The organism is Streptomyces sp. NPDC127114, from assembly GCF_042677525.1.
Taxonomy (GTDB): Bacteria; Actinomycetota; Actinomycetes; order Streptomycetales; family Streptomycetaceae; genus Streptomyces.
Genome location: NZ_JBHXTJ010000019.1, coordinates 103,897 through 129,666, shown reverse-complemented (window position 1 = coordinate 129,666; position 25,770 = coordinate 103,897). Strand labels below are relative to the sequence as shown.

Below are 25,770 nucleotides of genomic sequence, written 5' to 3'. Positions count from 1 at the left end.
GTGCGTCTCCTCCGCTCCTGGACGACCTGGCCGCGGGTGGCACTGACGGTGCTGCTCGCGGCCGCTCTGGTGTTCCTGCTGCCGTACGGCCGGCTCGCGCCGGACCGGCACGCCGGGGAACGGACCGCGCCGGAACCGGAGCCGGTGCCGATGCCGGGCGTGCCGTCGGGCTTCTTCACCGGTTCCGACGAGGCCGGGGTGCGGCGGATCGGCGAGGTGGAGAAGTGGCTGGGCGGCGAGCCGCTGACCGTCGGGCACACCTATCTGCCGGGCGACCGCTGGTCGAACATCGAGGGGCATCCGGCGCTGTTCGAACCGTGGGCGCGGTGGAAGGAGGAGCGGCCGGGCCGGCTGTTCGTGCTCAACGTGCCGCTGCTCGACCGCAACGAGGCGGGGCTGAGCGACGCGGAGGTGCGGGCGGGGCTGCGCCGCGGGGCGGCCGGTGACTTCGACCGGCACTTCCGCGCGCTGGGCGAGCGGCTGGTGGAGCACCGGCTCGCGGACGCGGTCCTGGTGCTCGGCTGGGAGATGAACGGCACGACGTACGGGCACCGCTGCGGGCCGGACCCGGAGAGCTGGAAGGCGTACTGGAGGCGGGTGGCCGGGGTGCTGCGGGAGGTGCCGGGGCAGCGTTTCCGGCTCGACTTCACGCCGAGCCGGGGCCTGGACGCGATCGCCTGGCCGCTCTGCTACCCGGGCGACGACGTGGTGGACATCGTCGGCATGGACGCCTACGACCAGCCGGCCGGGCTGTCGTTCGAGGAGCAGGTCACGGAGCCGTACGGGCTGGACTTCCACGCCCGGTTCGCGGCGGCGCACGGCAAGCCGGTGTCGTTCCCGGAGTGGGGGCTCTTCCGCAACGGCGACAACCCGGCGTACGTGCGGGGGATGCTGGACTGGTTCGCGCGGCACCGGCCGGTGTACCAGACCTTCACCGACTACTGCCCGCACGGGGTGTGGTCGTGTGCGGCGAATCCGCTGTCGGGCGAGGTGGTCAGGGGCGCGCTGGGCCGGGGGAGCGGAGGGTCAGCCCGGCCTTGAGGGTGTCGACGGTCCGGTCGAGCAGCGGGACCAGGTCGTCGCCCTGGCCGTGCTCGGCCCAGTGGACGGTGGCCTCGCGCAGGGCGCCGAGGACGGCGGCGGTGAAGACCCGTACCTCCAGGTCGTCCGGGGCGTGGCCGGTGCGCTCGGCGACGGCGCCGCACAGGAGCCGGCCGGTCTCGGCGGTGGTCTCGGTGAGCCGGGCGCGGACGGCGGGGATCTCCACGATGAGACGGGTCCGCAGCCGGGTCTCCTCGGGTTCCGCGGTCAGCGCGGCGGTGACGGCGTCGAGGACGACGGCGCGCAGCGAGTCGAGCGGGTCCTCGTCGGCGGGGCGGGCGCGCAGCCGGGCGAGGAGGAGCTCGTCCTGGTCGTCGGTGAGGAGGATGTCCTCCTTGGCCGGGAAGTAGCGGACGACGGTGGAGGGCGAGACCTCGGCGGCCGCGGCGATCCGCTCGATCGTGGCCGCGTCCCAGCCCCGCTCGGCCGCGAGCCGGTAGGTGGCCTTCCGGATCGCGGCGCGGGTCTTGAGCTTCTTGCGCTCCCGCAGGGCGGGGCGCGCGGGTGTGCCGGCCATGACCGTCATTGTGCCTGGTCAGGCGTGGCTGTACGCGACCAGAGAGATGCCCACGTAGTGGACGATGAAGGCGGCGAGGGTGAAGGAGTGGAAGACCTCGTGGAAGCCGAACCAGCGGGGTGAGGGGTTGGGGCGCTTCATGCCGTAGATCACGCCGCCCGCGCTGTAGAGCACGCCGCCGACGATCACCAGGACGAGGACGGCGATGCCGCCGGCCCGCATGAAGTCGGGGAGGAAGAAGACGGCGGCCCAGCCCATCGCGATGTAGCAGGGCGTGTACAGCCAGCGAGGAGCGCCGACCCAGAAGACGCGGAAGGCGATGCCGGCGGCGGCCGCGGCCCACACGGCCCACATGAGGGGCCGTCCGGTGGAGTCGGGGAGGAGCAGCAGCGTCAGCGGGGTATACGTGCCCGCGATGATCAGGAAGATGTTGGCGTGGTCGAGGCGCCGCAGCACCGCCTCGCCGCGCGGCCCCCAGTTCCCCCGGTGGTACAGGGCGCTGATGCCGAAGAGCAGACAGGCGGTGAGCACGTAGATCCCGCAGGCGATGCGGGCCCGCGGGGAGTCCGCGAGGGCGACCAGGACGAGTCCCGCGACGATCACGGCGGGGAACATTCCGGCGTGCAGCCAGCCCCTGAGTCTGGGCTTGAGCGGGAGCGGCAGCGCCGGGCGCTGCTCCGTGGTGGCGAGGTCCGGCGAGACTGCAGTCATGGATCCGCATCGTACCTACGCGATCGTAAGTAGTGGATATGAGTGGCGATGCTCACGTGTGCGGCCCTCTGGACATATGCGCAGAACCATCGGATGATCAAATGAGTGCGGTCGGCACCGGATGAGCGCCTACGACGCATCCGGGTCGCAGCCCCCAAGGGGCATACATCTAAAAACCCCTCTTCAAGGAGCAATCGTGGCGCGCGACAACGCGGCTCCCTCCACCGTCCCCACCGAGCACCGGGAACTCGTGTCCTGGGTCAACGAGATCGCCGAGATCACCCAGCCCGACCGCATCGTCTGGTGCGACGGGTCCGAGGCCGAGTACGAGCGCCTCTGCGAGGAGCTCGTCGCCAAGGGGACCTTCAAGAAGCTCGACCCGGTCAAGCGCCCGAACTCGTACTACGCCGCCTCCGACCCGACCGACGTCGCGCGCGTCGAGGACCGGACCTTCATCTGCTCCGAGAAGGAGGAGGACGCGGGCCCGACCAACCACTGGAAGGCCCCGGCGGAGATGAAGGAGATCTTCGCGGGCGAGAAGGGGATCTTCCGCGGCTCCATGAAGGGCCGCACCATGTACGTCGTGCCCTTCTGCATGGGCCCGGTCGGCTCCCCGCTCTCCGCCATCGGCGTCGAGATCACCGACTCCGCGTACGTCGCCGTCTCCATGCGCACCATGACCCGCATGGGACAGACCGTCCTCGACGAGCTCGGCACCGACGGCTTCTTCGTCAAGGCCGTCCACACCCTCGGCGCCCCCCTGGAGGAGGGCCAGGAGGACGTGCCGTGGCCGTGCAACTCCACCAAGTACATCTCGCACTTCCCCGAGACCCGCGAGATCTGGTCCTACGGCTCCGGCTACGGCGGCAACGCCCTGCTCGGCAAGAAGTGCTACGCGCTGCGCATCGCGTCCGTCATGGCGCGGGACGAGGGCTGGCTCGCCGAGCACATGCTCATCCTCAAGCTCACGCCGCCTCAGGGCGAGGCCAAGTACGTCGCCGCCGCCTTCCCGTCCGCCTGTGGCAAGACCAACCTCGCCATGCTGGAGCCCACGATCCCCGGCTGGACGGTCGAGACCATCGGCGACGACATCGCCTGGATGCGCTTCGGCGAGGACGGCCGCCTCTACGCGATCAACCCCGAGGCCGGCTTCTTCGGCGTCGCGCCCGGCACCGGCGAGCACACCAACGCCAACGCCATGAAGACCCTCTGGGGCAACTCGGTCTTCACCAACGTCGCGCTCACCGACGACGGCGACGTGTGGTGGGAGGGCATGACCGAGGAGGCGCCCGCGCACCTCACCGACTGGAAGGGCAACGACTGGACGCCGGAGTCCGAGACCCCGGCCGCCCACCCCAACGCCCGCTTCACCGTCCCGGCCGCGCAGTGCCCGACGATCGCCCCGGAGTGGGAGGACACCAAGGGCGTCCCGATCTCCGCGATCCTCTTCGGCGGCCGCCGCGCCTCCGCCGTGCCGCTGGTCACCGAGTCCTTCGACTGGAACCACGGCGTCTTCCTCGGCGCCAACGTGGCCTCCGAGAAGACCGCCGCCGCCGAGGGCAAGGTCGGCGAGCTGCGCCGCGACCCCTTCGCCATGCTGCCGTTCTGCGGCTACAACATGGGCGACTACATGGCCCACTGGGTCAAGGTCGGCGCCTCCGCGGACGCCGCGAAGCTCCCGAAGATCTACTACGTGAACTGGTTCCGCAAGAACGACGCCGGCCAGTTCGTGTGGCCCGGCTTCGGCGAGAACAGCCGCGTCCTGAAGTGGATCGTCGAGCGCCTCGAGGGCAAGGCCGAGGGCGTCGAGACGCCCATCGGCATCCTGCCGACGAAGGACGCCCTGGACACCGACGGCCTGGACCTGGCCGCCGACGACCTGGACTTCCTGCTCACCGTCGACAAGGAGGTCTGGCGCGAGGAGGCCGCCCTGGTCCCCGCGCACCTGGAGACCTTCGGCGAGCACACCCCGAAGGAGCTGTGGGACGAGTACCGCGCGCTGGTCGAGCGCCTGGGCTGAGCCTCTGACAGCACCATGAACTCGTGACGGGTTGCCCCGATTTCCGCCCTGACCAGCTGGGGTCACGACGGCCCGTCACGACGCATCCGGCCCCCGGAGCCCCCTCACGGCTCCGGGGGCCGGCGCACGTCCGGGAGTCCTCGCCGGACGTCGCCGGAAGTCCTCGGCGGATCCTCCCGGGGACTCCTCAGCGGCCCCGGTCCTCCAGGTAGCGGGTGTGCGTCTCCTGCCGCCGCTCCTCCGTCTCGCGCAGCGCGTCGGCGATCGCCGCGGCCTCCTCGTGCAGAGCGCCCAGCTGCCGCTCCAGATGGCGCTCCGGCGGTTCCGCACCCGGCACCACCCGGTTCCACCACCGCGTCCGTACGAAGGCGTCGACCGCCTCCGGCACGTCCTGGCGCACCGCGCGGGCGAGGATCCGCACCTGCTCCGGATCGCTCACCCAGCCCGGTTCGAGCAGCGCGCCCACGAGGGCGTCGAGCTCCGCCAGCCGGGTCCGCGCGGACGACGGCAGCTCCACCTCGGCGAGATAGCCGCGCAGCGTCGCCAGGTCCGCGCGCAGCGCGTCGAGCTGCTCGGCCGGGTCCGGGAAGGCCGGGGCGGGCGGGCGCTCGGGCGGGGCGATCAGCGCGCCCGCGCCGTACAGGCCCGCGACGACCACCGGCCACAGGGGGCCGCCGGCGCCCGCGAGCGTGAGGCCCACGCCGGCCAGGCCGCACGCGCAGCCGGCGATGTTCTTGCGGGACTCGGCGTAGCGCAGGGCCGCCCTCAGCAGGTCACTGGTAGCCACGGATCTCCTCGAAGGCACCGTCGAGCGAACCCTGGTTCGCGTCGAACAGCCTGCCGCCGGTGAGCTGCGCGATGTGGTCGAGCGCGGCCCGGTCGGAGTCGCCGAACAGGATCGGGAACACCGGGATCCGCTGCTGGGCCGGGCTCAGCTCGTCGCGGTGGAAGGCGTCGAAGGCGCCGGCCGGGTCTCCGTCGGTGTTGGCGCCGTCCGTCATCAGCACGATCGAGGTGAAGGTGTCGTCCGGGGCGGTGCCCAGCTTCCCGTAGGCCGCCTTCAGGCTGGAGTAGATCGCCGTGCCGCCGGAGGCCGAGAGCCGGTTCGCGTCGGCGCGGATCGCGTCCAGTGCGGCCTTGGGCGAGGCCGGGTCGACGGTGTGGGTCGTGACCTCGTCGTTCTTCACCGACGAACCGAACGGCATCAGCGTGACCTCCTCGCGGTCCCGGAAGTCGCCGGTCAGTTCCCCGAGCGCCGCCTTCAGCCGTTCGAGGCGCCGCCCCTCCATCGAGCCGGAGGTGTCGAGGACGTAGACCGTGCGCGAGGGCCGGCGCAGCGTGTTGTCGTACGCGTCGAGCAGTCCGTCCGCCACCGACCTGCTGCCGGGGAAGGGCAGTTCCCGGCGCGGGTCGGTGCCGAGCCGGGGCTCCGGAGCGACGCCGGGCACCACCGGGCGCCGCAGCGTCCGGTCCGTGATCAGCTTCTGCGCGGCCGGCGTGCGCAGATGAGCGGCGAGCCGGCGGGCCGCGTCCTTCGCCTCGGGGCGGGCGGCGGTCAGCGAGGTGAGCGGATAGTCGGCGGTGACCACGCCGTCGGCCGGCCGGATCACGGTCAGCTTCTCCGGCATCGAGAGCAGCACCGACTCGTAGTTGACCAGCGCGTCGACGTCGGTGCGCCGGCCGTAGGCGGTGGCGAGCCAGCCGGAGGAGCCGGAGGTCAGCTTCTGCCCGGCGAAGAACTCCTTCAGCTTCGGGCTCGTCGCCTTCACGTCCTTGTCGGTGAGCGCCGCCTGGGCGCCCGAGAGGCCGGAGGCCACCGAGACGAGCGCGGAGAAACCGGAGTTGGAGCGCAGCGGGTCCGTCATGCCGTAGGTGAGCTTCTTCTCGGCGACCGCCCGGTGGATCTGCGCCCACGTGACCTTGCCCGGGTCCCAGCCGAGCCGCGCGACGGCGGCGGGCCGCACGCCGAAGGCGACCGGCGAGGTCATCACCGGGGTCTCGCCGGTGATGCGGCGGGCCACGTCCGGGCGCAGCCGCAGATAGTCGTTGGACGACAGCCAGATCGCGTCGTACTGCCTGTCGGCCTCGCCGGAGGCGATCCGCTCGACGGCGTCGAGGGTGCCGGCGTACGTGGGGCGCACGGTGACGCCGGTGGCCTTGCGGGCCTCCTCCAGGACGGGCGCCAGGTCGGCGAGTTCGGAGGAGGCGAGGACCCGCAGGGTGCCCGGCCGGTACTCCATGGCGTCCTCGCCGGAGCCCTTGCCGTCGCCTCCGCCGCCCCCGGAGGCGGTGTCGCAGGCGACGGCGCCGAGGGCGAGGAGCGCGGCGACGGCGGCCGCCGCGAACCGGCGGGGGCGCGCGGGGCGCCGCACCTGTGCGGAGCTGCGTACGGCTCTCATCCGCGGCCTCCTTCGAGGATGCCCCGGCCGGCCGCGCCGCTCCGGTCGCCGCGCTCGCGCTCGTCGTCGCGGGTGCGCTCCACGTACCCGCTCGCGGTGCGCAGTTCGGCGCTCAGCGCGTCGACGGTCTGCGCCATCGACTCGGTCGCGCGGACCTTGTACGTGTCGATGGCGTCGAGCGTCCGGTAGATCTGCTGGAACGCTGTGCGGACGGTCTCCAGGCCCACCGCGGGCTCCGCGGCGAGCCGCTGGATCTCCCCGGACTGGCCGGCGAGCGCGGCGGCGTTGCCCTGGATCAGGTTCTCCGTGGTGCCGCGCAGCGCGTTCACCTGCTCTCCGACCTTCTTCTGGTGGTCGAGCGCGGACGCCAGCATCACCGCGATCCGCAGGGCGGTCACGGTCGTGGTCGTGGCCCGGTCGACGCCCTTGATCAGCTCGTCGTTGTTCCGGCGCACCACGTCCATCGCCAGATAGCCCTGGGCGCACACGGCGATCTGGGTCAACAGGTCCTGGCGCTTCTGCCGGACGGGGAAGAGCACGTCGGCGCGCAGCGCGTCGGCCTGCGCCGGGTCGGCGGTCGCGGCGAGCCGCTCCTCGACGGCGGCGTCGAGGGCCTCGGTGAGCACCGCGTACTCCTGGAGCCTGCCCATGCTCTCCCAGAGCCGGGCCCGCTCGGTCTGCAGGGCGGCGTTGTCGCGGCGCAGCTCGTCCTGGCCGCCGCGCAGCGCGTCGAGGATCCGGTTGACGGTGTCCTGCGAGGAGGCGTACCGGGCGATGTGGTCGCGCAGCCGGTTGCCGCCGGGCAGCTTCGACAGCAGGCTCCGCACGCCCTTGGCGGGCGTGTCGCGCGGGTCGAGGTCCTCGACGGTGCGGCGCAGCTCGACGAGGGAGCCGCCGACCCGGGCCGTGGCGTCGCCGCCGGCCGCGCCGAGGGAGCGGACCGTGCGGTCGAGCATCCGGTTGGACTGCTGGGCCGCGGCGCGCATCTCGCCGGCGCCGAGCGCGGTGAGCTCGCCGACGCGGCCGGTGAACTCGGGGGAGCGGGCGTCGAGTCCGGCGAGCGAGCCGACGTACTCGGCGGCCCTGCGGTGCATCTCCGCGCGGACGGCGTCGTCGATCGGGACGAGCGTGGCGGCCTGCTCGGCGCGGACCGGGGCGACCGGCTCCGGCGGCGTGAGGACGAGCGGGCTCTCGGCGTCCGGCGGCGGGCTCATGGGTGTGGTCATGCGGTGTCCCCCTGGTCGCGGGCCCGCAGCGCCATCTCCTGCAGCACCTTGGAGGTGGGCACGGGCGCCTGGCGGACTCCGGTGAGCGTCTGGTTGAGGTAGCCGGTGTGACCGGCGGTGGCGGCGGTGAACTCGGCCGCCGCGCCCTGCGGGCGGAAGCCGTGGCGGACCGCGAGCTCGCGCAACTCCGGGTCGCCGGACAGGAGTTCGCCGAGGGTGCGACCGGTGTCGGTGAGCGGTACGAGGGTGTGGTCGCTGCTGACGGTGGTGTCGGGGTAGAGCACCACCAGGTCGCCCATGTCCTGCTTCGCGATCAGCTGGGCGGCGACCTGCGACTCGTACACCAGGACCAGCGGGTTGCCGACACCGCTGACGAAGTCCCGGAACGGCGCGTCGGAGCTGGACTGCTGGGCGCCCTGCACCTGGATGAGCTTGCGGAGCAGCGGCGCGGTGCGGTCGACGGCCGCCTTGTCGCCGGCGACCCGGCCGCCGTCGGCGACGTAGCTCGCGGCGGCGAGGTAGAGCGCGCCGGAGTTGGACGCGACGGGGTCGGTGGAGGTGATGAAGAGGGTGCCGCTCAGCTCGGCGTGTCCGGCCGAGCCCTTGAGCTGCTGCCAGGTGCGGTCGGCGCGCGCGGCGGCGAGATAGGCCTCCATGCGCAGGGTGCCGGTGCGGCCGCCGGGGCCGAGGTCGGCGAGCCCGTTGTCGGCGAGCACCTTGGCGGCGGCGCTGTGGGCGACGACCACGAGCGGCGAGTAGAAGGGCCGCAGCGGCGCTGCGGTCACCTTCCGCCTGGCCTTGAGCTCGTCGGCCGGCGCCTTGGCGGACGGGAACGCGAAGTCGTAGCCCTCCAGGGGCAGTTCCTCCATGTCCCAGGACCCGGAGGTCTCGGTCCGCACGGTGAGGCCCTTGGCTGCCAGGGCCTTCACGACCTCGGGATCGGCGAAGAACTCCGCCTTCTCCGACCCGATGACTCCTCGCACGGTCTTCGTTGCCGTGCCGCTGTCGTCCTTGTCGCCGCCCACCACGAGGGCGGCGGCCACGCCGCCGAGGAGCAGGACGGCGAGGACGATTCCCAGAATGCGTCTCACGCGTGCAGGTTGCTCGCGGAAACCCACATTCCAGGGGGAGTTGGGTGTACGGGGGGTGAAGCGGCGATCCCGGTAGGGAACCGGAGCGTGGAATACCGTGACGGGACTCGGGAGGCGACGGGCGCGTCGACCGGGGGCTGAGGCCGCGCCGGCGGACGGTGACGTCGCGTCGGCAGGGGTGCCGTGAGGGCGGCGTGCGTCGGGGGGAGTGGGTGGCGCCCGGGCCGCGCGGGGTGGCCGCGCGGACCGGGGCCGTCAGGGGGCGCCGACCAGGGATTCCCCGGCGAGCGCCGCGGTGTGCGCGTCCATGCGCTCGGCGGCGAGGATCGCGGCGGCCGTGTCGGCCCGGGAGGCGGCGACGACCAGGGCGCGGCCCGCGAGGGCGTGCGCCTTGCGGTGCAGGGCGGCGGTGGGAGCGCCGCTCAGACCCGCGTGCCGGGCCGGCGGCGCGCCGCGCAGCCGGGCCACCTGGCGGGCGATGAGCTCGCCCGCCTCCGTGTCGCCGAGCTCGTCGGTGACCGCGAGCAGGGCGGCGAGGTGTCCGGCGAGCTGGATGTCCAGCTCCTCCTCGCGGGAGCGGTGCGGGTAGCCGTTCTGGTCGTCGTCGGCCATCCGGTGGACCGACTTCGTGCGGATCGGTTCGTACATGGGGATGGCCTCCTGCGGTAGCTCTGGAGACATCCTAGCTTGGAATCGATCTAAAGTTGAGCCGTGTCCGGAACTCGGGACGGCGAGCGCGCGTCAGTACTGGCTGTAGCCGTCCAGGAAGGTGCCGATCCGCGTCACGGCGTCCGCGAGGTCCGCGGCGGTCGGCAGCGTCACGATCCGGAAGTGGTCCGGCTCGTGCCAGTTGAAGCCGGTCCCGTGCACCACCATGATCTTCTCGGCCCGCAGCAGGTCGAGGACCATCTGCCGGTCGTCCTTGATCTTGTAGACCGCCGGGTCGAGGCGCGGGAACAGGTACAGCGCGCCCTTCGGCTTCACGCACGTCACGCCAGGGATCTGCGTCAGCAGCTCGTACGCCGTGTCCCGCTGCTCCAGGAGCCGCCCGCCCGGCAGCACCAGGTCCTCGATCGACTGCCTGCCCTGCAGGGCCGCGGCCACCGCGTGCTGCGCCGGCATGTTGGCGCACAGCCGCATGTTGGCCAGGATCGTCAGGCCCTCGATGTACGAGGAGGCGTGCGACTTCGGGCCGCAGACCGCGAGCCAGCCGGAGCGGAAACCGGCCACCCGGTAGTTCTTGCTCATCCCGTTGAAGGTGAGGACCAGCAGGTCGGGGGCGATGGCGGCGGTCGGCGTGTGCGTGGCGCCGTCGTAGAGGATCTTGTCGTAGATCTCGTCCGAGCAGACCACCAGGCTGTGCCGGCGGGCGATCTCGGTCAGGCCCCGCAGCATCTCGTCGTCGTAGACGGCGCCCGTCGGGTTGTTCGGGTTGATGATCACGATCGCCTTGGTCCGATCGGTGATCTTCCGCTCGATGTCGGCCAGGTCCGGCATCCAGTCGGCCTGCTCGTCGCAGCGGTAGTGCACGGCCGTGCCGCCCGCCAGCGAGACCGCGGCCGTCCACAGCGGGTAGTCGGGCGCCGGGACCAGCACCTCGTCGCCGTCGTCGAGCAGGGCCTGCATCGCCATCTGGATGAGCTCGGAGACGCCGTTGCCCAGATAGATGTCCTCGACCGACAGGGGGATGCCCTTGGTCTCGTAGTGGCTCATCACCGCCCGCCGGGCCGACAGCAGGCCCTTCGCGTCGCCGTAACCGTGCGCGTCGGCGAGGTTGCGCAGCATGTCCTCGAGGATGGCCGGCGGACACTCGAAGCCGAACGCGGCCGGGTTCCCGGTGTTGAGCTTGAGGATGCGATGACCCGCAGCCTCCAGCCGCATCGCCTCTTCGAGCACCGGGCCCCGGATTTCGTAACAGACGTTGGCGAGCTTCGTGGACTGGATCACCTGCATGACGAGAGCTTACGGCGGGCCGCCGCAAGACGCCTCGTGTTTTGGGACACGTCGGGCGTACGGCGCGCTCGGGACGTACCCGCGGTCCGGTCCGCGGGCGCGCGTGCCCCCGCGCTGTGACCCACGTCGCTTCGGCCGTGTCGTGCTCCCTACAATCACGGCTCGTGAGTCCGAACGAGACGGGGGCAGAGCCCTCCAGACGACGCCACGCGTCCAAGCGCCGTGGCCCCGGCCCGCTGTGGATCATCGGGAGCGGCGCCGTCGTCGTGTGCGGCGTCCTCGCCGCCTTCGCCGCGCTCGACGGCGGGCCCGCGTCCGGAGGAGGCGGCCTGGGGCCTGACGAGAGCCGCCCCGGCATGCCCGCGCTGATCCAGCGCGACGCCGGGAGCTCCGGCGAGGACGACGACGGGAGCCCGGGCGCCGACCCGAGCGCCTCGGGCGGCTCCGCTTCCCCGTCCGCCACGGCCAGCGGCACCGCCGACCCGTCCGCGAGCCCGACGCCGTCCGGCGGCGCGTCGCGCCCCGCGCCCGCGGCCTCCGGGAGCGGGACGGCGTCCCCGTCCGGCCGCCCCGGCTACTCGGACCAGGCACCCGGCATCCAGAAGAAGCCCCGGTAGGGCGCCGGGCGGGGCACGGTAGGTTTGCCCCTCATGTGGGTTTTCAGCACCGCCGGATGCCGGTGGCTCGGCGCGGCCGGTTCGCTCGCCGTCACCGTCGGCGGCTGGGCCGCCGGGACGCTCCCCGTACGCGGCGGCGCGGGCCTGTGGCAGCCGCACGGCACCGGTGCGACGGTGGCGGGCTCCGTCCTCGCGTACCTCGGGCTGACCCTGCTGGTCGTGGCGTGGTGGCAGTACGGGCGGGTGCTCCGCGCCGGGCGCGCGGCTGCCGGGGGCGGCGCCGGGCCTGGGGCCGGGGCTCGGGCCGGGGTCGGGGCTGCTCGGGCCGGGGTCGGGCTCGGGGCCACGCTTTGCTGGTGGGTCGCGCCGCTCCTGCTCGCCCCACCGCTGTACAGCGCCGACGTCTACAGCTACATCGCCCAGGGCGCGATGGTCCTCGAAGGGCACGACGTGTACGCGGCCGGGCCCGCCGTCCTCGGCCCCGGCGAACTCGGGTACGACGCGGCGGCGAGCGTCGGCGGCCACTGGACCGACACGCCCGCGCCGTACGGGCCGGTCTTCCTCCTCGTCGCCCAGGCCGTCGTCGGGCTCACCGGTGGCGCCGTCGTCCCCGCCGTCCTCGGCATGCGACTCGTCGCGCTCCTCGCGCTCGCGCTGATCGTGTGGGCGGTGCGCGGGCTCGCGCCGGAGGGGCGGCGGGACGGGGCGGTGTGGCTCGCGGCGCTGAACCCGCTGCTCCTCGTCCATGTCGTGGGCGGCCTGCACAACGACGGCCTGATGGCCGGACTGCTGCTCGCGGGCGTCCTCCTCGCCGTGCGGCGAGGGCGGTGGGCGGTGGGCGGCGCGGTCATCGGGCTCGCGATGATGATCAAGTCGCCGGCGGCGCTGGGACTGCTGTTCGTCGGGATCGTGGTCGCCCGGCGGCGTGGCGGGGCGGCCGGCCTCGCGAAGGGACTGCTGCCGGGAGCGGTGGCCGTTGCCGTCGCGGCGGGGGCGAGCGTGGCGGCCGGCACCGGCTTCGGCTGGCTCCGCACCCAGAACGTGGCCGCCACCATCCACACGGCCCTGTCCGTCACCAGTGACCTCGGGCTCGGACTCGGGCTGCTGGTCGCGGACGATCCCGAGCCGGTCAAGGGCGTGGTGCAGAAGCTCGGGCTGCTGGCCGCCGGTGCGATCGTCGCGACGATCGCGTGGCGGGTCTGGAAGGAGCGCGTCGATCCGGTCCTGGGCCTCGGCCTCTCCCTGCTGGCGCTGGTGGCGCTCTCGCCGATGGTGCAGCCCTGGTACGTGCTGTGGGGCACGGTCGTGGTCGCGGCGGCGGGCGCGTGGGACGGACGCGGCGGCCGGCTGCTGGCCGTCCTGTGCGCGGCCCTCGCCTACGAGACGGCGCCGTCGGGTCACACACCGGCGTACGGCTTCGCCCTGGCGGGCGTCGTGCTGGCGGTGGGCCTCTGGTGGGCGCGTCGCGAGCCGTGGGGCGAGGCGGGCACCGTCGCGGTGCCGGGTCCGCGTCCGGTCCCGAGCGAGGCGGGGGCACGGCGGGATCAGGTCCGTTAGGCCCATGGGGTGACGGCCCCGCCGTCGGCGCCGCCGTAAGGGTGACGGGCGAGGCGCAGGGGCGCGCCCGCCAAGCGCGCCGTCCCGTGTGCCCACCCGTCCCGCCCCAGCGGGACGAATGCCCACACGGGGGGCACGGGGCAGCCGTCCGGTGAGGCGGGGCGCCGGCGGGACGGCGGGGTCACCGGCGGGAGGGTGCCGGCCTGCGTCGCGCGCCCGTACGAGGGCGCGCACGGGCTGCGGGCGGGGGCGTCAGCTCGGCGGCGTCCGGCGGATCGCTCTGCCCGCCAGCACGTCCGTGCGCTTGCCGTCCTCGATCACGAAGTGGCCGTTGATCAGGACGTGGGGGATGCCCGTGGGGAGGGTGCGGGGAGCCGCGTACGTGGAGCCGGCGGCGACCGTCGCGGGGTCGAAGAGGACCAGGTCGGCCACGTAGCCCTCCTTCACCAGGCCGCGGTCGGGGAGGCGGAGCCGCCTCGCGGGGCGGGAGGTGAGATGGGCGACGCAGTCTTCCAGGGGGAGGACGGACTCCTCACGCACGTAGCGGCCGAGGTACTCGGGGAACGTGCCGTACGCCCGCGGGTGCGGCTTCGCGCCCTGGAGGATGCCGTCCGAGCCGCCCGTGTGGACCCGGTGGCGCATGATCGCGCGGACGTTCTCCTCGTGGCCGACGTGCTGGAGGATCGTCGAGCCGAGGCGGTCCTCCACGAGGAGGCGGCGGGCCGTCGGCCAGTCGGGGACCCTGCGGCCCACCCAGGACGCGAGCTGCGGAGCCGTCACGCCCGCGATCTCGACCGTGTGCCACTCGACCGGGACCCCGTGGCAGCCGTCCGAGCCGAGTTCCTCCAGGTGGTGGCGGATCCGTTCCGCCGTCGCGTCGTCGCGGAGGCGGGCCAGGAGCGCCTCCGGACCGCCCTCGTGCGCCCAACCGGGCAGGAGCGCGGCGAGGGTGGTGGAGCCGGGGGTGTAGGGGTAGGTGTCCAGGGTGATGTCGGAGCCGGCCGCCAGGGCCGCGTCCAGGAGGGACAGGAGCTCCGGCGCGCGGCCCTCGTTCACGCCGAAGTTCAGGGTGGCGTGGGCGAGGTGGAGGGCGCAGCCCGCGTCGCGGGTGAGCCGCACCATCTCCTCGTACGCCTCCAGGGCCCCCGCCCCGTACGAGCGGTGGTGCGGGCAGTAGTAGCCGCCGTGGCGCGACACCACCCGGCACAGTTCGGTGAGCTCGGCCTCGGGGGCGTACATCCCGGGCGTGTAGGTGAGGCCGGAGGACATGCCGACCGCACCCTGCTCCAGGCCTTCGTCGACGAGCCGCCGCATGCGGTTCAGCTCGGCCTCCGTCGCCGGGCGGTCCTCCCAGCCCATCGCGTACATCCGGACCGTGCCCTGGGGGACGAGGTAGGCCGCGTTGACCGCGACGCCCCGGCCCCCGTGCGCGGTGTCCAGGCGGTCCAGGTACTCGCCCACCGTGCGCCAGTCGAAGTCGACGGTCGGATCCCCGGGCGCACCGCCGTTCCAGCCGGCGATCGCCGTCCGCACCGCGTCGAGCGTGCGGTCGTCGGCCGGCGCGTACGACAGGCCGTCCTGGCCGAGCACCTCGAGCGTCACGCCCTGCGCGGCCTTCGCGCTGTGGTCAGGGTCCCGGAGCAGCGCGAGGTCGCTGTGGGCGTGCATGTCGATGAAGCCGGGGGACAGCGCGAGGCCCTCGGCGTCGATGATCCGGCGGGCGGTCGGGCGCTGGCAGCCGGCCGCAGCGCCCTCCTTCACGATCGCGGCGATCCGGCCGCCGGCGAGGGCGACGTCGGCGCGGTAGGAGGGTTCGCCGGTGCCGTCGACGACCTCGGCGTCCCGGAAGACGAGATCCATCACCGGCTCCCCGCTAGAAGAACGTGCGGATGTAGTCGACGACCGTGCCGTCCGCCTCCACCAGCGGGATCAGCTGCCACTTGTCGAAGGACGTGCACGGGTGGGACAGGCCCATGCCGACCCAGTCGCCGACCTCCACGTCCGCGCCGGGCTCGGTGGCCAGCCAGGTGTGCTGGTCGGAGAGGGCGGTGACGGTGACGCCGTCGGCCGGGCGGATCTCGCCGGTGCGCCCGTCGCGGACGACCTGCGCCTCCGGCAGGTGGAGGTCGTGGGCGGCGTCGCGCTTGCCCGCGTTGGTGAAGGCCTGCTGGGGGGTGGGGCGGGAGACGACCTGGGACCAGAGCCGGAACGCGGGCTGCAGCGCGCCCTCGTCGGGGATCCGGTTGAAGGGGGTCCGCTCGCGGTACTGGCCGTCGTCGTGGGACACGTACGCGCCCGAGCGCAGCAGCTTCAGGACGGGCCGGGAGAAATCCGGGATCCCGGCGAAGACCTCGGCGACCGTGTCGAACCACTCGCTGCCGCCGGCGCTGACGACGATCTCCGGCAGGTCGGGCGCGAACCTGCCGGACTTGTCGAAGGCGGCCGCCAGCCTGACGAGCCGGTGCAGCCACTCGCGGACCCGGGCGGCGTCCGCCTGCGGCATCGTGGCCTCGTACCCCGCGACGCCCACGAGCCGGAGCCGGTCCGTGGCCGCGACCGCGTCGGCGACGGCCTCGGCCTCGGCCTCGGTCCGCACGCCGGTGCGCCCGGCCTCGGCCGCGCCGAGCTCGACGACCACGTCCACCGGGCGCCGGGCGTCCGCCGCGCGCAGGGCCTCGTCCATCAGCTCGACGCCGCGCACGGAGTCGACGTAGCAGACGCACCGGAAGTCCGGGTCGCTGTCGAGTTCGGCGGCGAGCCAGCGCAGCGCCACGGCGTCGACGAGCTCGTTGGCGAGGAAGATCCGGTCGATGCCGTGGGCGCGGTAGACCCGGGCCTGGTGCGGTACGGCGGCGGTGATGCCCCAGGCACCGTGTTCGAGCTGGCGGTCGAAGAGCTGCGGGGCCATGGAGGTCTTGCCGTGCGGCGCGAAGGCGAGGCCGTGGCGCTCGGCGTAGGCCTCCAGGAGGCGCAGGTTGTGCTCGACGGACTCGGCGGAGAGGGCGAGGACGGGCGTGGTGAAGCCGCCGGTGAAGAGGTTGCGGCGCTGGGCGGCCAGCTCGCGGACGGTGAGGCCCTCGGCGTCCGGCGGCAGGCCCTTGAAGCGGTGGTCGACGCGCTCGTCCGACAGCTCGGTCCGCGGCTCGGTCGGCATGGAACCCTCCTCCAAGGTGTTGCAGCACATGCAACGCCCATTGCGTATGTCGCTCGTCGCTGTCTAACATCCGGGCCGAGGCCGGGTCAATGGACCCGGCGCCCGAGGGACCCGCAGGAGCGTGACCGTGGCCGAGACCGTGCCCCCGGCCGGGCCGTCCCCCGACGTGGTCTGCGTGGGCGAGTCCATGGTGGCCTTCCTGCCCTCCCGGCCGGGCCGCCTCGCCGACGTCCCCGCCTTCACCCGCGCCGTCGGCGGCGCCGAGTCCAACGTCGCCTGCGCGCTCGCCGCCGCCGGACACCGCGTCCGCTGGGTCGGCCGGGTCGGCGCCGACGGCTTCGGCGACCACCTGCTCGCCGCCATCGCAGCGTACGGAGTCGACACCGGCGCCGTCCGCCGCGACCCGCACCGGCCCACCGGCGTCTACTTCCGCACCGACGCCGACCGGGCCACCGACGCCCACGAGGCCGTCTACCACCGGGCCGGCTCCGCCGCCTCCGCGATGTCGCCCGACACCGTGCCGTACGACTCCGTCACCGACGGCCGGATCCTCCATCTCACCGGCATCACCGCCGCGCTCTCCGGCGACTGCCGGGCGCTGCTGTACGAACTGACCGCGCCCCGCCCCGGCCGCCCCCTGGTCTCCTTCGACGTCAACCACCGGCCCGGCCTGTGGCGCGACGGAGCCGCCGCCCCCGAGGTCCTCCTCGACCTCGCCAACCGCGCCGACCTCGTCTTCGTCGGAGCCGACGAGGCCACGGCGCTGTGGGGCGTGAAGGGCATCCGGGCCGTCGGCGACCTCGTCGACCGGCCCGGGACGCTCGTCGTCAAGCTCGGCAGGGGCGGCGCCCACGTCACCGACCGCCGCCCCGAGGCCTGCGCGGGCATGGAGGACGCCGACGCCGTGGGCCACCTGGAGCGCCCGCCCCGCGTCGACGTCGTCTCGACCGTCGGCGCCGGCGACGCCTTCGCCGCCGGATTCCTCTCCGCGACCCTCCGCGGTCTCGACACGCGCGCACGGCTCCGCCACGGCCACCTCATGGCCGCCGCCGCCCTCACCGCCCCCGGCGACCTCGCCCGCCCGCCCCGGCGCGCCCACGCCGACCGGCTGGCCCGGCTCGACGACCGGGCCTGGGAGAGACTGCACCTCGGCCCCGGCTGGACGGGGGAGGACCAGGAGGTACGCACGCCATGAGCCAGACCGTCGACCGCGCCCTCAGCATCCTGCCGTTGCTCGCGCAGGGCCCCGCCGACCTCGGTCAGGTCGCCGAACGGCTCGGCGTCCACAAGTCCACCGCCCTGCGCCTGCTGCGCACCCTCCACGAGCACGGCCTCGTCTACCGCCAGCAGGACCAGCGCTACCGCCTCGGCGCCCGCCTCTTCGCCCTCGCCCAGGAAGCCGTCGAGAACCTCGACGTCCGCGAGATCGCCCACCCCCACCTCGCCGCCCTCAACGAGCGGACCGGCCACACCGTCCACCTCGCCGTCCACGAGGAGGGCGAGGTCCTCTACATCGACAAGGTGGAGAGCCGATACCCGGTCCGCATGTACTCCCGGATCGGCAAGCCCGTCGCCATCACCGTCGCCGCCGTCGCCAAGCTGCTCCTCGCCGACCTGCCCGAGGCCGAGCGCCGCGCCCTCGCCGCCAGGCTCGACTACCCGATGTACACGCCCCGTTCGACCCCGAACGCCGCCGCCTTCCTCGAGGAGCTGGCGACCGTACGCGAACAGGGCTGGGCCAGCGACCTCGGCGGCCACGAGGAGTCCATCAACTGCGTCGCCGCGCCCGTCCGCGGCGCGGACGGCCGGGTCGTCGCCGCCATGTCGGTCTCGGCGCCCAACGTCGTCGTCACCGCCGACGAACTCCTCGCGCTGCTCCCGCTGGTGCGCCGCACCGCCGACGACATCAGCCGTGAATACTCCGGAACGACCAGGACCGACCCCGAGGACAAGGACCGCGCATGACCGAGAAGACCGCCCTCACGCCGCCGACCCACACCGCCCCGCCCGCGAGGTTCTCCCACGGCGTCAGGAAGGGCAACATCCTCCAGGTCGCCGGTCAGGTCGGCTTCCTGCCGGCCGTCGAGGGCCGGCCCCCGACCCCGGCCGGCCCCACCCTGCGCGAGCAGACCCTCCAGACCCTCGCCAACGTCAAGGCGATCCTGGAGGAGGGCGGCGCGACCTGGGACGACGTGATGATGATCCGCGTCTATCTGACGGACGTCGACCACTTCGCCGAGATGAACGAGATCTACAACGCGTACTTCGACGAGCAGGAGCTCAAGGCCCCGGCCTCGGCGCGTACGACGGTCTACGTCGGCCTGCCCGCGGGGCTGCTGGTCGAGATCGACGCCCTGGCCGTACTCGGCTGACCGGGGCGGCTCGAACGCTCACAGGATCATCGGCCATACTTCCGCCGTGGAGCAGCGCACAGGACCCAGCATTCAGACGGTGCACGGCGCCGCGGCGGACCCGGCGTTCGTCCCGGGCATCACGGGAGTCACGGGCCTTGGCCCGGTGCCCCCGGTGGTGCCGGAGGAGCCGGCGGACGCCGAACCCCGGGACGCCGTCCCGGTGGACGCGGCGGGCGAGGCCGAAGTGGCCGGGGCGGAAGGCGAGTCGGAGGCGGACGCGCCCGAGGCCGATGCCGACGCCGCGCCCGAGGCCCAGGCGCCCGACGCCGATGCCGCGCCCGATCCCGACGGGCCCGTCTTCGAGGCCGCCGACCGGCGTTCCCGGATCGTCGCCGACGCCCAGGGCGTTCGTCTCGGCCTCGACGAGGAGAGCTGCGAGTTCCGCTGGGACGAGATCGGCGCGGTCGAGACCGCGACGGCCCGCTTCGGCAAGCGGTTCAGGGTGGTCGTGCACACCCCTGACCGGCGCTGGTACCCGATCGAGATCGACGCGCCGGCCAAGGCGCGCGTCCAGGAGTGGGAGTCACTCCTGGACGCGGTGCTGGACGCGTACTTCGACGAGGGCGGGAGCGAGCCCGCCTAGCAGTACTGCGCGGCCTTGCCGATCGAGCGGTACATGCAGTCGGCGTTCTCCATGAGCTGGAGGACGGCGTCCCGGTTGCGGGAGGTCTCGCGCTCGATCACCTCGTCGGGCGGGTAGAAGCCGCCGTTCCAGGACGAGGTCGGGTACATCTCGAAGGTGTACGCGAAGATCTTGTGTGCGCCCCAGAGGTAGTCGTCGATGGACCCGTCGGTGATGTACAGGTCGCTGGACTGCTCGGGGGTGTAGCCGTTGCTCGACGCCATCTTCTGGCCGACCGTGGCGAAGGCGTCACGGTCGTCCTGCGTCATGCCGGTCGTGGTGTCGGCGTTGGTGTAGCCGAAGGGCCACAGGACCAGCTCGCTGTAGGTGTGGAAGTCGATGCCGGCCGTGATCTGCTGCTTGCCGCCGACCACGCGCGAGCGGACGAAGTCGGAGACGACCTTCACCTCGGGCGCGGACTCGGGGGCGGTGCCGCGGTAGGTCTCGGAGCTCTTGGAGCCGGAGGAGCCGCCGCAGCAGCCCCACTTGTAGTCCCAGTTGCGGTTCATGTCCGTACCGACGTACGTGGAACCGGAGTTGGGCTGGCGGTTCTTGCGCCAGCTGCGGTAGGAGCCGCTCGCGATGTCGTACTCGCCGCCGTCCGGGTTCAGGTCGGGCACGATCCAGATCTCGCGGCTGTTCACCATGTTGGTGACGCGGCTGTCCGTGCCGTACCCGGCGCCGAGTTCGCGCAGCAGGTAGAGCGCCATCTCGACGGTGAGGTGCTCGCGGGCGTGCTGGTGGTGGGTGAAGAGGATCTCGGGCTCGGCCTCGTCGGTGCCGACGTTGTCGCTGATCTTGATGGCGACGATGTCGCGGCCCTGGTAGCTCTTGCCGATCACCCGCTTGCTCATGATGGACGGGTAGGCGGCGAGCCGCGTGTTGATCTCGGCGTTCATCTCCGCGTAGTTGTGGTACTTGGAGTCGGCGGAGGGGAAGTCGAGCGGTCCCACGGCCGAGGCGGCGGCCTTGCCCCGCTCGGGAGGGGCGGGCAGGGCGACCGGCCGGTAGCCGAGGCTCTTGAGGTGGGCCAGCTGGCGGGCGTCGGCGCTGACGACGACCGAGCGGGCGTCGACCTCGTCGATGGAGACGCCGGTGGCGGTGAGGGCGGAGCGTTCGGCGGCGGTGGCGGGTCCGGCGATCTCGTACTGCCGGATCACCTCCTCGCCGTCCCTGGCGGCGGCGGTCGGCGCCGGGTCGGCCCCGGCGGGAGTCGTGAGCGCGGAGACGGGCGCCGCGAGGGCGAGCGCCAGGAGGGCCGCCAGGGCGGCGGACCTCCGTCCGCGGGTACGAAGTCGCATGCTGTCTCCTGGGTGGGGAGTGTGGGGAGTGCGACAGACGGTCGTTCGTCGGAAATCGGACGTCGTACGGTGCTGACATGGTGAGGGTGTGACATGAACGGGTCAAGCAGTCAAGTTCGGCCACATTCTCCCGCTCCCGGCCGCCGGAAACGGCGCAGCGCCGCCGGGTGAGCGGCGGCGCTGCGAGGGGATTCCTCCGAAGGGCGTAGGGACGCCGGGCTCACGCGAGCGCTTACGGCAGGCCGTGGACGTGCGGGCCGACCGCGTTCGACCAGGCGTTGCCCGCCGTCGCGTCCCAGTTGGTGGACCAGGTCATCGCGCCGCGGATGTCCGGGTACGTCCGCGACGGCTTGAACGTGCCGCAGCCGGTGCCCTTGGCGAGGCAGTCGAGCGCGTTCTTCACGACCTGCGGGTCGACGTAGCCGCTGCCCGCGCCCCGCGTCGAGGCGGGCACGCCGAGGCCGACCTGCGAGGCGTCGAGGCCGCCCTGGAGCTGGATGCAGGCGAGCGCGGTGAGGAAGTCCACCGAGCCCTGGCTGTACACCTTGCCGTCGCAGCCGAGCATCGAACCGCTGTTGTAGTACTGCATGTTGACCACCGTGAGGATGTCCTTCACGGCGAGCGCGGTCTTGAAGTACTCGGTGCCGGTGTTCTGCATGTCGATGGTCTGCGGGGCCATCGTCAGGACCAGCGACGAACCGGCCTTGGCGGACAGCTGACGCAGCGCCTTGGTCAGGTACGTCGCGTTGATGCCGTGCTCCAGGTCGATGTCGACGCCGTTGAAGCCGTACTCCCGCATCAGGGCGTACGCGCTGTCGGCGAAGGCGGTCGCGGAGGCGTCGCTGTTGACGGTGACGTTGCCCTTCTCGCCGCCGACCGAGATGATCACGGACTTCCCGGCCGCCTTCTTGGCGGCGATGTCGGCCTTGAAGTCGGCGACGGAGGCGTAGCCGACGGCCGGGTCGAGGTTGAACGTGATCTGCCCGGGCGTGGCCGTCGAGTCCGCGAAGGAGACGGCGATGATGTCGTACTGCGACGGGACGTCGCGCAGCTTCTGCACCGTGGCGCCGTTGTCGAAGTTCTGCCAGTAGCCGGTCAGCGCGTGCTTCGGCACGGCCGGGCCGGGGCCGGGGTCGGTGACCTTCGCGGTGCGCGCGGTGACGGCGGCCGACTTCGCCGACTCGCCCGCGGCGTTGGCGGCCGAGACCTGGAACTGGTACGCGGTGTCGGCGGCCAGGCCGGTGACGGTGGCCGAGGTGGTGTTCACGGTCGTCGCGAGGGCGCCGTTCTTGTAGACCTTGTAGCCCGTCGCGCCGGAGACCGCGCCCCAGGTGAGCGAGACGGAGCTGCTGGTGACGGTGCCGGCGGCGAGGCCCGCCGGGGTGGCCGGGACGGTCGGCTCCGGGTCGGTGCCACCGCCGCCGTCGGGGCCGAAGACGCTCACGTCGTCGACGGAGTAGGCGGCCGTGCCGTACCAGCCGTGCGTGTAGATCTGTACCGAGGTGGTGTTGGCCCCGGTGGTGAAGGTGGTCGTCAGCTGCTTCCAGCTCGTGGAGTCCGGCGTCCAGGTGGAGACGTCGGTGGTGCCGGTGCCGCTCGCGCCGAGGTACGCGTAACCGCCCTGGACCCACGCGCTGAGGGTGTACGTGGAGCTCGGCTTCACGGTCACCGTCTGGGTGCACCGGGCGTTGTCGAGGCCGGCGGGGGTGGCGCGCAGGGCGCCCGCTCCGGTGCGTACCGGCGAGGAGACGACGGCGCCGCTGCCCGCCGAACAGGACCAGTTGGCAAGGCCGTTCTCGAAGCCCGCGTTCCTGGCGACGTTGACGTCCGCGGCCTGGGCGGTGCCGGCGCCGCCGACGAGGACGAGGCCGGCGCTCAGGGCCAGGCCCAGCGCGGCTCTGGTGGTGCGGTCCACTTGCTGCCTCCGGGGGTGGGGGATGGGAGGGGGAGGGGCGGGGAGGTGCTGAGCGGTGGCCACCGTCGGCAGACAAGTTGGTCCAGACCAATTGGGTTGTCAAGGCCTCTGGAAGGAAGCGCAGTTCAGAGCCGTCCGCGACGACCGAGAAAGTGACGGAGCTTGAAGGATTGTCTGTTCACCACCCCGGCCGACGTGGATAAAGTGCAGGGCGGCGGTAACGCTGCGAACGCAGCAAGTGATCAACGAGTGGTCAGTGAGGGATCGGGGGAGCCCGAGTGCCGACAGCGATTGCGGTCACCAGCGCCGACCTGGTGCTGCCACCGACCGACCCGCAGACACCTCCCGCCGCCGTCCTGCCCGACCCCGGGATCCGGCCGCTCGACGCCTCGCTCGCCGACGTCCAGCTCCTGCTCGACCGGTACGGTCATCTGATCGTCGTCTGCCCGGGACACGTGCCGCCCGCGACCGCCCGACGGCTCCACTCGGTACGGTCCCTGCTCGAATCCGACCGGATCGCGATCGTCAGGACCGCACTGCCGCCGCTCGGCGCCGCCGTACTCGTCCGCCAGCTCCGCCAGCTGTCCGCCTGCGACTTCAGCCCCGGCGTCCTCGCCTCCGCCGCCCGGCTGCTCGCCCACTACGTGTACGCCGGTGCCGTCCTCGGCTCCGTGGCCCGGCTCGACCACGTACCCGTCGGACTCACCTCCCACGTCAAGGGCTGGCTCCCCGGCGCCCAGTTCGCCGTGCTCGCGGGACCCGCGCCCCAGCTCGTACGGCTCGGGTCCGGCGGCTCCGAGGAACTGGCCGGGCCCGAGTTCACCACCGACCTCGTCCTCGCCCGCGGCCAGCTCCAGACCGAGTGGCCGACGACCGCCCTCGCCCCCCGCTGGCGGGTCCGCGCCGTCCAGGAGGCCACCCTGCCCGAGTCGTCGCCCGGCTGGTGGGGCACGGGCAAGCTCGTGGAGTTCGCCGCGTACCTGCCCGACCTGCCCGTCCTCTACCAACTCGTCGCCTCCGTACGGCGCGAGACCTGCCACTGGTGCCGCATGGAGCTCATCGGCGACCGCTGCGGCTTCTGCGGGGCGCCCCTGGCCGGTGCCGCGCCCGCCGAACCGGCCGCGTCAGCGACCGGCTGACCCGCGCTCCGCTCCCGCCCCGTCCGCCGCCCCACCCGTCCACGATCGAGGTAGTACGGCCCATGAACTCCCGTCAGCGCCGCGGCGTGATCCTCCTGCTGCTGTCCGTCCTGTGCGCGCTCGGCGCGTTCGCCGGCGTCCTCTCGGTGATCAGCGACGTGAACTCCAAGGTCGGACCCGAGGTGACCGCGTACCGGATCAAGGACGACATCGCGCCCTACACGCCGCTCGGGCCCGGCGACTTCGAGAAGGTCAGCATGCCCGAGCGCTGGCTCCCCGCCACCGCCGTCACCGACCTCGCCCGCACCCGCGGCAAGATCGCCGTCACCACCCTCAAGGCCGGCTCCCTGCTGCAGAGCGACATGATCGTCGACCGGCCCGCGCTCGAACCCGGCCAGCAGGAGATCGCCATCATGATCGACGCCGCCACCGGCGTCGCCGGCAAGATCACGCCCGGCTCCGCGGTCAACATCTACGCCACCTTCGCCGGCGAACGCGGCGGCCGAGCCGACCAGTCGAAGCTGATCGTCGCCGGCGCCCGCGTCCTCGCCATCGGCAAGCTGACGCCCGTCGAGGACACCGACGACCGTGGCGGCCGCGCCACCGCCGCCGTCCCCGTCACCTTCGCCCTCTCCACCGCCGACACCCAGCGCGTCGCCTACGCCGAGTCCTTCGCCGAGCACGTCCGCCTCGCCCTCGTCGCCCCCGGCACCACCACCGCGCCCGACCCGCGCGACCGCACCTACACGCTCGACAAGGACAAGTGAGGCCGAATGACCACGAGGATCCTGCCGGCGGTCGGCGACCCGGACGCGGCCCGCGCCGTCACCACCCTCATCGGCCAGCTCCCCGACGCCGAACCCGCCGGGCCCGTCGCCGACTCCACCCAGCTCCTCGACACCCTCGCCCGGCTCGCCGCCGAGTCCCTCGACGAGCTCCCCGAGGTCGTCCTCGTCCACGAACGCATCGGCCCCGTCCCGGCGCTCGAACTCGTCCGCGAGGTCGCCCTCCGCTTCCCCGCCGTCGGCGTCGTCCTCATCACCGCGGACGCCAGCCCCGTCCTGTTCTCCGCCGCCATGGACTCCGGTGCCCGCGGCCTCGTCACCCTCCCGCTCGGCTACGAGGAGCTGGCCAGCCGCGTCCAGGCCGCCGCCCAGTGGTCCGCGGGCGTCCGCCGCCACCTCGGCGCCGGGGCCGACACGCCCACCGGGCCCGGCGGCACCGTCGTCACCGTCAGCGGCGCCAAGGGCGGCGTCGGCACCACCGTCACCGCCGTCCACCTCGCCCTCGCCGCCCGCGCCTCGGGACACACCGTCGCCCTCGTCGACATGGACCTCCAGGGCGGCGACATCGCCTCGTACCTCGACGTGCAGTTCCGGCGCTCGCTCGCCGACCTCGCCACCATCAACGACATCACGCCCCGCGTGCTCCAGGACGCCGTCTACGTCCACGAGACCGGCCTGTCCCTGCTCCTCGCCCCCGGCGAGGGCGAGCGCGGCGAGGACGTCACCGACCGTGCCGCCCGCCAGATCATCAGCGCCCTGCGCAGCCGCCACGAGGTCGTCGTCGTCGACTGCGGCACCCACCTCGACGCGGCCGGCGCGGCGGCCGTGGAGACCGCCGACACGGCCCTGCTCGTCACCACGCCGGACGTCGTCGCGGTACGGGCCGCCAAGCGCGTCGTACGGATGTGGGACCGGCTCCAGATCCGCAAGCCCGAGGAGAGCACCGTCCTGGTCAACCGCCACCAGCGCGCCACCGAGATCCAGCCCGCCCTCGTCCAGAAGATCACCGGCACGCGGATGGCGGGCGTCGCGGTCCCCGCGAACTTCAAGGAGCTCGCGGCCGTGGTCGACGCGGGCCGGCTGCACGACCTGGACGCACGGTCGTCGGTCAAGCAGGCGCTGTGGTCGCTGGCGGGCGAGCTGGGCCTGGTGAAGGCGCCGTCGGGCACGCCGGCCTCGGGCAAGGAGCTCGTACGCGGCGGGGACCGGGGCGCGCTCGGGCTGCGGCGGCGCGGGGGAGGGCGATAG

At 73.2% G+C, this 25,770-nt stretch carries 23 protein-coding genes; 11 read left to right on the top strand and 12 right to left on the bottom strand.

Features of this window, described 5'->3' with window-relative positions; all coding sequences use genetic code 11:
• Window positions 1–1,041: a glycoside hydrolase family 26 protein gene (locus tag ACFVGS_RS20710; RefSeq protein WP_385693278.1), complete on the top strand. Its 1,041-nt coding sequence runs from the start codon at window positions 1–3 to the stop codon at window positions 1,039–1,041.
• On the opposite strand, the gene ACFVGS_RS20705 is transcribed toward ACFVGS_RS20710, so the two are convergent.
• Together ACFVGS_RS20705 and ACFVGS_RS20700 are read right to left on the bottom strand one after the other, a co-directional pair.
• Window positions 995–1,618, bottom strand: coding sequence for a TetR family transcriptional regulator (locus ACFVGS_RS20705; RefSeq protein ID WP_384418823.1), 624 nt, complete (start codon window positions 1,616–1,618; stop codon window positions 995–997). The two genes, ACFVGS_RS20710 and ACFVGS_RS20705, sit on opposite strands and share 47 nt — an antisense overlap.
• An 18-nt stretch (window positions 1,619–1,636) precedes the next feature.
• Window positions 1,637–2,329, bottom strand: a complete 693-nt coding sequence (locus ACFVGS_RS20700; RefSeq protein ID WP_384418820.1) for a hemolysin III family protein — start codon at window positions 2,327–2,329, stop codon at window positions 1,637–1,639.
• Window positions 2,330–2,525: 196 nt separating this feature from the next.
• Here ACFVGS_RS20700 and ACFVGS_RS20695 point away from each other — a divergent pair, with 196 nt between their 5' ends.
• The gene (locus ACFVGS_RS20695) at window positions 2,526–4,349 is read left to right on the top strand and encodes a phosphoenolpyruvate carboxykinase (GTP) (protein WP_384418817.1); all 1,824 of its coding nucleotides are present in this window, start codon (window positions 2,526–2,528) and stop codon (window positions 4,347–4,349) included.
• A gap of 187 nt (window positions 4,350–4,536) precedes the next feature.
• Here the strand turns inward: ACFVGS_RS20695 and ACFVGS_RS20690 are convergent, their stop codons facing one another.
• The 6 genes from ACFVGS_RS20690 to ACFVGS_RS20665 form a co-directional block, all read right to left on the bottom strand.
• Window positions 4,537–5,136 (bottom strand): hypothetical protein, encoded by a 600-nt coding sequence (locus ACFVGS_RS20690; RefSeq protein WP_384418814.1) that lies wholly within the window; start codon window positions 5,134–5,136, stop codon window positions 4,537–4,539.
• Entirely contained in the window at window positions 5,123–6,748 is a 1,626-nt protein-coding gene (locus tag ACFVGS_RS20685) for a substrate-binding domain-containing protein (protein ID WP_385693277.1), read from the bottom strand. The genes ACFVGS_RS20690 and ACFVGS_RS20685 overlap by 14 nt, the downstream gene beginning before the upstream one ends.
• Window positions 6,745–7,974: a toxic anion resistance protein gene (locus ACFVGS_RS20680; protein ID WP_385693276.1), complete on the bottom strand. Its 1,230-nt coding sequence runs from the start codon at window positions 7,972–7,974 to the stop codon at window positions 6,745–6,747. The genes ACFVGS_RS20685 and ACFVGS_RS20680 overlap by 4 nt, the downstream gene beginning before the upstream one ends.
• The gene (locus tag ACFVGS_RS20675) at window positions 7,971–9,092 is read right to left on the bottom strand and encodes a hypothetical protein (protein ID WP_385693275.1); all 1,122 of its coding nucleotides are present in this window, start codon (window positions 9,090–9,092) and stop codon (window positions 7,971–7,973) included. Before ACFVGS_RS20675 ends, ACFVGS_RS20680 begins: the two co-directional genes overlap by 4 nt.
• Window positions 9,093–9,320: 228 nt before the next feature.
• Window positions 9,321–9,713: a hypothetical protein gene (locus ACFVGS_RS20670; protein WP_384418804.1), complete on the bottom strand. Its 393-nt coding sequence runs from the start codon at window positions 9,711–9,713 to the stop codon at window positions 9,321–9,323.
• 93 nt (window positions 9,714–9,806) lie between these two features.
• Window positions 9,807–11,018 carry a pyridoxal phosphate-dependent aminotransferase gene (locus ACFVGS_RS20665; protein ID WP_384418801.1) on the bottom strand — a complete coding sequence of 404 codons (1,212 nt, stop codon included), beginning with the start codon at window positions 11,016–11,018 and terminating at the stop codon, window positions 9,807–9,809.
• A gap of 164 nt (window positions 11,019–11,182) precedes the next feature.
• On the opposite strand from ACFVGS_RS20665, the gene ACFVGS_RS20660 reads away from it, so the two are divergent.
• A complete protein-coding gene (locus ACFVGS_RS20660; RefSeq protein ID WP_384418798.1) occupies window positions 11,183–11,635 on the top strand; it encodes a hypothetical protein in 453 nt (150 codons plus the stop codon).
• Between the two features lie 33 nt (window positions 11,636–11,668).
• Entirely contained in the window at window positions 11,669–13,192 is a 1,524-nt protein-coding gene (gene mptB, locus ACFVGS_RS20655; protein WP_385693274.1) for a polyprenol phosphomannose-dependent alpha 1,6 mannosyltransferase MptB, read from the top strand.
• A gap of 252 nt (window positions 13,193–13,444) precedes the next feature.
• Here the strand turns inward: mptB and ACFVGS_RS20650 are convergent, their stop codons facing one another.
• Together ACFVGS_RS20650 and ACFVGS_RS20645 are read right to left on the bottom strand one after the other, a co-directional pair.
• Window positions 13,445–15,052, bottom strand: coding sequence for an amidohydrolase family protein (locus ACFVGS_RS20650; RefSeq protein ID WP_385693273.1), 1,608 nt, complete (start codon window positions 15,050–15,052; stop codon window positions 13,445–13,447).
• Window positions 15,053–15,065: 13 nt separating this feature from the next.
• Window positions 15,066–16,346: an alanine racemase gene (locus ACFVGS_RS20645; RefSeq protein WP_385693272.1), complete on the bottom strand. Its 1,281-nt coding sequence runs from the start codon at window positions 16,344–16,346 to the stop codon at window positions 15,066–15,068.
• Window positions 16,347–16,533: 187 nt separating this feature from the next.
• On the opposite strand from ACFVGS_RS20645, the gene ACFVGS_RS20640 reads away from it, so the two are divergent.
• Genes ACFVGS_RS20640 through ACFVGS_RS20625 form a run of 4 tightly spaced genes read left to right on the top strand, consistent with a single transcriptional unit; the run spans window position 16,534 to window position 19,343 of the window.
• Entirely contained in the window at window positions 16,534–17,541 is a 1,008-nt protein-coding gene (locus ACFVGS_RS20640; protein WP_384418855.1) for a sugar kinase, read from the top strand.
• Window positions 17,538–18,311 (top strand): IclR family transcriptional regulator, encoded by a 774-nt coding sequence (locus ACFVGS_RS20635; RefSeq protein ID WP_384418786.1) that lies wholly within the window; start codon window positions 17,538–17,540, stop codon window positions 18,309–18,311. The genes ACFVGS_RS20640 and ACFVGS_RS20635 overlap by 4 nt, the downstream gene beginning before the upstream one ends.
• Complete coding sequence (locus ACFVGS_RS20630; RefSeq protein WP_384418783.1) at window positions 18,308–18,718, top strand: RidA family protein; 411 nt, start codon at window positions 18,308–18,310, stop codon at window positions 18,716–18,718. The genes ACFVGS_RS20635 and ACFVGS_RS20630 overlap by 4 nt, the downstream gene beginning before the upstream one ends.
• A 46-nt stretch (window positions 18,719–18,764) precedes the next feature.
• A complete protein-coding gene (locus tag ACFVGS_RS20625) occupies window positions 18,765–19,343 on the top strand; it encodes a hypothetical protein (RefSeq protein ID WP_385693271.1) in 579 nt (192 codons plus the stop codon).
• On the opposite strand, the gene ACFVGS_RS20620 is transcribed toward ACFVGS_RS20625, so the two are convergent.
• Both ACFVGS_RS20620 and ACFVGS_RS20615 read right to left on the bottom strand, forming a co-directional pair.
• Entirely contained in the window at window positions 19,340–20,683 is a 1,344-nt protein-coding gene (locus ACFVGS_RS20620) for a M14 family metallopeptidase (RefSeq protein ID WP_384418777.1), read from the bottom strand. The genes ACFVGS_RS20625 and ACFVGS_RS20620 overlap by 4 nt on opposite strands.
• 232 nt (window positions 20,684–20,915) lie before the next feature.
• Window positions 20,916–22,598 (bottom strand): chitinase, encoded by a 1,683-nt coding sequence (locus ACFVGS_RS20615; RefSeq protein ID WP_385693270.1) that lies wholly within the window; start codon window positions 22,596–22,598, stop codon window positions 20,916–20,918.
• A gap of 278 nt (window positions 22,599–22,876) precedes the next feature.
• On the opposite strand from ACFVGS_RS20615, the gene ACFVGS_RS20610 reads away from it, so the two are divergent.
• The 3 genes from ACFVGS_RS20610 (at window position 22,877) to ACFVGS_RS20600 (ending at window position 25,770) form a co-directional block, all read left to right on the top strand.
• Window positions 22,877–23,737, top strand: a complete 861-nt coding sequence (locus ACFVGS_RS20610) for a hypothetical protein (RefSeq protein ID WP_385693269.1) — start codon at window positions 22,877–22,879, stop codon at window positions 23,735–23,737.
• 62 nt (window positions 23,738–23,799) lie between these two features.
• A complete protein-coding gene (gene cpaB, locus ACFVGS_RS20605; RefSeq protein ID WP_384418769.1) occupies window positions 23,800–24,504 on the top strand; it encodes a Flp pilus assembly protein CpaB in 705 nt (234 codons plus the stop codon).
• Between the two features lie 6 nt (window positions 24,505–24,510).
• Entirely contained in the window at window positions 24,511–25,770 is a 1,260-nt protein-coding gene (locus tag ACFVGS_RS20600) for a CpaE family protein (RefSeq protein ID WP_384418766.1), read from the top strand.